At 60.3% G+C, this 3,795-nt stretch carries 2 protein-coding genes; one reads left to right on the top strand and one right to left on the bottom strand.

What is annotated here, in order from left to right; genetic code table 11:
• The first annotated feature begins 591 nt into the window (after nt 1–591).
• Nucleotides 592–2,526, top strand: coding sequence for a putative bifunctional diguanylate cyclase/phosphodiesterase (locus ACOVQ0_RS06240; protein WP_421881610.1), 1,935 nt, complete (start codon nt 592–594; stop codon nt 2,524–2,526).
• A 25-nt stretch (nt 2,527–2,551) separates the two neighbouring features.
• Here ACOVQ0_RS06240 and ACOVQ0_RS06235 read toward each other — a convergent pair whose 3' ends face one another.
• Entirely contained in the window at nt 2,552–3,454 is a 903-nt protein-coding gene (locus tag ACOVQ0_RS06235; RefSeq protein ID WP_421881607.1) for a KpsF/GutQ family sugar-phosphate isomerase, read from the bottom strand.
• Nucleotides 3,455–3,795 lie beyond the last annotated feature (341 nt).

Here is a 3,795-nt window from a genome sequence, read left to right as displayed (position 1 = left end):
CCCCCGCGGTGTTGATGATCGCCATCGCTTCGGCAAGGCAGGCCTCGCGCAGATCAATCCCGGCGCTTTTCTGGGTGCGGGCCATCATCGCGCAAGGGTGATCCGCAGGGGAGTCGCGGCGCCGCATTCAACCGCCCAGACAGATGCTATCCGGAGTATTCTGCACCACATGGATCGGAAACCTCGCGCGTTGACGCCGTCAACATAATAACAGCAGTGTTAATAGGGTCAACGCATGGGTTTGCCCCAAAGCTGCTGGCAACAGGAGTTGCGGGCAGCGCTGTAGTCCGTGCCTCGCCAGAGACTGCGAGCCTCCCGGCAACACTTAGAAGCTCGCGTCTTCATGATACGGTCTGCAACGGACAAGGGATGTGATGGGCGTTACGAGCTGACCGGGTCTGTGCTGGGCAATCACCAGATACGAAGGAATCGCCGGGCTTTTCCGCCGCTATTCGCACATCCCCCTTACGGTTTGTCAGCGCCGCACAGCAGCATCCCGCGGCCCATAGAAGAATGTGATCCCCACGATGATTGGAGGACCCGGGCCGAGTTAACATTTTGCTGAAGATCGGCCTGTAAGGCAAAGCCCTGATGTGGGTCTTTGATCTCCTTTTTCCCGCCCGAAATTCGGGCGAGCAGGCGGCGCAGATCCGTGAGATCTTCGAAAATCTGCAAAACCAGATCCCCATACTCTACTCGACGGCGATAATCGCACTTAGCGGGATCTGCATCGCGACTGGAGAGGCTGATTTAAAGGTTGCCCTTCCCGCCATTCCGCTAATCGCCATACTTGTTTGGAGAGCCCTGCATTGGACTTTCCTTAAAAGGCCAGCGGAAAATCTCGAGACGATCCGCAAGGAGATCCTAAAGGTCATCGCCTTTACAATTCTCCTGTCCGGGGGATTTTCAATCTGGGCACAGGCCCTGATGGCAACCTATCCGGACCAGGCTCTCAACGTTGTCGCGTTCAGCGTAGCTGCTGCACTGGGCGCCACCTATGGGCTCAGCAGCTTCCCGAGAGCCGCAATCATCCCGCTTGTGCTGCTGGGTATTCCGGCTGCTTTACGCCTGATCATTTTTAGCGATTACCTCACGCGTGCGACGGGCGTCGGCCTTCTGCTGGTACATTTGATGTTTGTGCGCATACTCAACGCGCATGGCACGACGCTTGTCGGCCTGATCCGCGGTCGCATTGCGGTTTCGCTTGAACACGACCGTGCCATTTCGGCGGAGGACGAAGCGATTAAGCGGTCCGAGGCTGATGTACTGACAGGCCTTGCCAACCGCGCAAAGCTAATTGACGACATTCAGAGACATATCGCCCAGGAGCCGCGCGGCAAAAGCGTTATTGCCATTTGCGACCTTGATGGTTTCAAGAGAGCCAATGACGTATTCGGGCACGCTGCAGGAGACGCGCTTCTCAGAGGCTTTGGGCAACGCCTCGCACAGGACTTTGGCGCAAAAGCAACTGTCGCGCGAATGGGCGGCGATGAATTTGCGATCTTCTGGCGCCGCGGTCTCTCCTCTTCCGAGCTCTCTGCCGCAGGGGACAGGATTTGCCAGCTTGCGCGCCAGCCCGTGGAATGGAGCGGCAAAAGGCTGACAGTCGAAACATCCTGCGGCTTCGCTGAGGAAGGCCCTCTTTCGGCTAGCGTTGAAGAGCTGCTGAGACAGGCCGACACAGCCTTGTACATCGCCAAGGCTGCCGGTCGCGGGCAGTGGAAGTTCTATGACGAGGAGGCCTACTCGATCGACAAGCGCCGGGCGAAGCTTGAGGTAATGCTCCTCAGTGGGGAAGCGATCGGCGAGCTTTCCTTGGATTTTCAACCAATCTTCGACGTAGCAGGCGGGAAGGTCATGTTTGTCGAGGCGCTGGCGCGCTGGAAAAATCAGCAACTGGGTTCAATCAGCCCGGGCGAATTCATCTTCATGGCCGAAACGCTCGGGAAGATCGAAGCGATCAATGAGGCCCTCCTCGACAATGCACTTGCCCACGCGCGGTCATGGAAAGACAATGTGCGACTGTCCTTCAACCTTAGTGCGGCCCAGATAAGCCGCGAAGGTGCAGCCGACCGGATCCTGGCTCGCCTGCTGCAGCACGGCGTACCGCCGGATAGGATGCTCTTTGAAGTCAACGATTCCGCAGTTCTCGCCGATATCCGTATCGCAAAGCGAGAACTGGAGCACCTGCGCAGTACAGGAGCATTTGTAGCTCTCGACGATTTTGGTGCCGGCAACGCCTCGGTTGCCTATCTGCGCGACCTCGTATTTGACGTTGTCAAAATCGATGGCTCACTCACGCGCGACATTCAGGCCTGCGCACGATCACGTCAGATCCTGCTCGGACTCATAAACCTGTGCCACGCTGCAGGCGCATTATGCGTGGCTGAGCATATCGAAACCGAAGAGCAACTTACTCTAGTAAAGGCAATGGGCTGCGACCTTGTCCAGGGGTTCCACCTTGCACGCCCTCTCAATGGCGATGGGCTCGGTATGCTTGCGCGAAAGGCAGCCGCGCCGGGATGATGATCGCAGTCCGGCTCACGATTGATCAGCTGGCAGTCAGCTCGGGCAACGGCGCGGCGATATCGTAGATCTGGACGGCGCCCACAGGCACTTCGGGCTGGCGCTCGTCGACGACGAACAGCAGCGTGATGCGGTGGGTGTTCATCAGCTCGAGTGCCTCCTGTACCCGTGCGGTGCGCAGGATCGTGCGCGGACCGGGGGTCATCACGTCACGCGCGGTTCCCACGAAAAGCTCATCGGCATGGCGGCGCAGGTCGCCGTCCGAAATGATGCCGACCAGCCGCCCCTGATCATCGACCACACCGGCAACGCCGAGGCGCTTTTCGGTCATGGTGATCAGCACATCGGGCATCTTCGCGGACGCCTGGACCAGCGGAAGACGGTCACCGCGGTGCATCACATCCTCGACACTGCGCAGTTGCAGCCCGATCTCGCCGCCGGGATGGAGCGCGCGGATATCATTGCCGGACACGCCGCGCGCCCGCATCGCCGCCACCGCCAGCGCATCGCCGAGCGCGAGCATCATGGTGGAAGACGTGGTGGGCGCGAGGCTGGAGGTGCAGGCTTCCTCGACCTTGGGCAGCCGCAGCGGAATATCGGCGGTGCGCATCAGTAGCGAATTGGGGTTGCGCGAGACACCGATCAGCGAACAGCCGAGATGCTTGGCATAGATGCACAGCGGCTGGACCTCGACCGTCGCGCCGCTGTTCGAGAAGACGATCAGGACATCGCCCGGGCTGACCATCCCGGCATCGCCATGCGCCGCTTCGGCGGCGTGGATGAACAGGGCCGGGGTGCCGGTTGCAGCAAGGGTTGCGGCGACCTTGCGGGCGACATGGCCCGACTTGCCAATCCCCGAGACGATCACCCGCTGCCGGCAGCCGAGGATCAGGTCGACCGCACGGGTGAAGCTATCATCAATGGACACCGCCAGCCGGGTCAGGGCCTCGGCTTCCCATGCAATGACTTTGCGACCAACCTCGAGATGTCGCCTCGAAGTCAGCGCTCCTGGGGTAAGAGCGGGGTTAGCCAGAGATGCTACGCGTGCCACTTGCATAATCGTCTCCACTACCGGCCATGCAGGCCTCGATCAGCGCGAAAAACTCGCCCCGGGATGTGCCGCATGGCATATCAAACCATCATCCAGAACCTTGTCGGCACTCTGACCCGCCAGCAGGCCGGGTAACGTCAAGCGGCAATTCGCGCGCGTTCACGCGGGGCAGACCTAAACCCGGTCCCGGGGCGAGTCGATCCGCGTCGCCAGCAGCC

Source organism: Novosphingobium sp., assembly GCF_049240505.1.
Lineage (GTDB): Bacteria > Pseudomonadota > Alphaproteobacteria > Sphingomonadales > Sphingomonadaceae > Novosphingobium.
Note: the sequence above shows the minus strand (reverse complement) of the source record. Positions and strands in the feature narration are given on the sequence as shown.

Coding starts and splice junctions, on each gene's coding strand:
- ACOVQ0_RS06240 (WP_421881610.1), top strand. CDS start 592: ATGTGGGTCTTTGATCTCCTTTTTCCCGCCCGAAATTCGGGCGAGCAG.